The sequence below is a fragment of the Longimicrobiaceae bacterium genome (assembly GCA_035936415.1).
Classification (GTDB): Bacteria; Gemmatimonadota; Gemmatimonadetes; order Longimicrobiales; family Longimicrobiaceae; genus JAFAYN01.
This window is the reverse complement of record DASYWD010000405.1, coordinates 1-2,014: the sequence shown is the minus strand read 5'-3', so window position 1 is coordinate 2,014 and position 2,014 is coordinate 1. Positions and strand designations below refer to the sequence as shown.

Here is a 2,014-nt window from a genome sequence, read left to right as displayed (position 1 = left end):
GCCCACCGCCATCCGCAACATCCGCCACCTCTCCGAGCGCGAGGCCACGCTGGCCGCGCTCCGCGAGAGCGAGGAGAAGTACCGCGCGCTCTTCGAGCAGTCCATCGACGCCACCTTCGTCAGCACCCCGGCGGGCGAGCTGCTGGACGTAAACGCCTCCTTCCTGGAGCTGTTCGGGTGGGACCGGGAGGAGACCCGCCGGCTGAACGCCGCCGTCGGGTACGCCGACGCCGCCGATCGGGCGCGCTTCCGCCGGGCGCTGGAGCGCGAGGGCTCCGTGCGGGACTGTGCGCTGCGCCTCCGCCGCAAGGACGGGACGCCGCTGGACTGCGTGGTCTCCGCCACCGTGCGCCGCGACGCGGAGGGGCGCCCGCGGGAGTACCACGGGGTCATCCGCGACGTCACCGGGCAGAAGCGGGTCACCGAGGCGCTCCTCCAGTCCGAGGAGCGGCACCGGGCCCTCTTCGAGCAGGTCCCCGCCGGTGCGTTCTTCTACGACCTCAACCTGCGGGTCACGGCGTTCAACGAGCGCTTCCGGGAGATGACCCGGCTCCCGCGGGAGCAGCTCGCGGGATTTTCCGTCCGCCGGATCCAGGACCCGCGGGTGCTCCCCGCCTTCGAGCCTGTGCTCCGGGGGGAGGCCGCCTCGTACGAGGGGCCGTACCTGACCCCCACCGGGGTGGAGATGTGGATCGTCATCCGGGTGGCGCCGCTGCGGGACGCGGCCGGGCAGGTGGTGGGCGGGGTGGGGGTGGTGGAGGACCACACCGCCCACCGGCGGGCGGAGCAGGAGCGGGCGCACCTCCTGGAGAGGGAGCAGAGCGCCCGCGCGGAGGCCGAGATGGCCGCGCGCCGCGCCCGCTTCCTGGCCGAGGCATCCGAGCTGTTCACCGCCTCGCTGGACCCCGCGGCCACCCTGGAGAGCCTTTCCGCCCTGCTGGTCCCCCGGCTGGCGGACTCGTGCGTCGTGTACCTCCTGGACGCCGAGGGGGCGGTGCAGCGCCTGGCCGCCGTGCACGCAGACCCGGAGCGCCAGGCCCGCATCCGCGACCGCCTCCACCGCTACGCGCCGGAGCTGGACTGCCTCGTCCCCCCCGTCGCCCACGTGCTGCGCACGGGCGAGGCGCGCTTCGTCGCCACGGCGGAAGCGCGCCGTGGGGACGAGAACCCGCGCTGCGAGGAGCGGCGCGGCGACCTGGACCCCGCGGCGCTCCTGGTGGTGCCGCTGCGCGCCCGGGGCCGGATCCTGGGTGCGCTGAGCCTGGGCTTCGAGTCCGCGCGCACCCCGGACGCGGACGACCGGGGGCTGGTGGAGGAGGTGGCGCGCCGCGCCGCGCTGGCCGTGGACAACGCCCAGCTCCACGGCGAGGTGCAGAAGGCGCTGCAGACGCGCAAGCGGGTGATGCAGGCCGTGTCGCACGACCTGCGCAACCCGCTCACCAGCATCATGCTCAACTCCACCTCGCTGCTGAGCCCCCGGGTGGCCGCGGAGCTCGACCCCCCCGTGCTGGACGCCATCGGCACCATCTCGCTCGCGGCGGAGCAGATGGAGCGCCTCATCCAGGACCTGCTGGACGTCACCCGGCTGGAGGCCGGGCACTTCGCCCTCGACCGGACCCCGCAGGACCTGGCCCTCCTGGTGGGAAGCGGGCTCGCCGTCATCGAGCCCATCGCGGAGCGCCGCTCCGTGCGCCTTACCACGCGGGTGCGGGGGGAGCTTCCCATCCTCCCCCTGGACGGCGGGCGGATCCTCCAGGTGCTCTCCAACCTGGTGGAGAACGCCATCAAGTTCACCCCGGAGGGGGGCGAGGTGTGCGTGGCGGTGGAGGCCACCGCCGAAGGGGCGCGGGTCTCGGTGGCCGACCCGGGGCCGGGGATCGAGGAGGAGCACCTGGCGCACCTCTTCACCCCCTTCTGGCAGGGCGTGCCGAGCGGGCGCCGGAGCGCCGGGCTGGGGCTCACCATCGCCAGGGGAATCGTGGAGGCCCACGGCGGGCGGCTCGGGGTGGAGAGC

At 74.8% G+C, this 2,014-nt stretch carries 1 protein-coding gene; it reads left to right on the top strand.

All coding sequences use genetic code 11. The features are described from left to right. Positions 1 to 2,014, top strand: a 2,014-nt coding sequence (locus tag VGR37_16510) for a PAS domain S-box protein (GenBank protein HEV2149010.1), incomplete at both ends; no start/stop codon positions are given.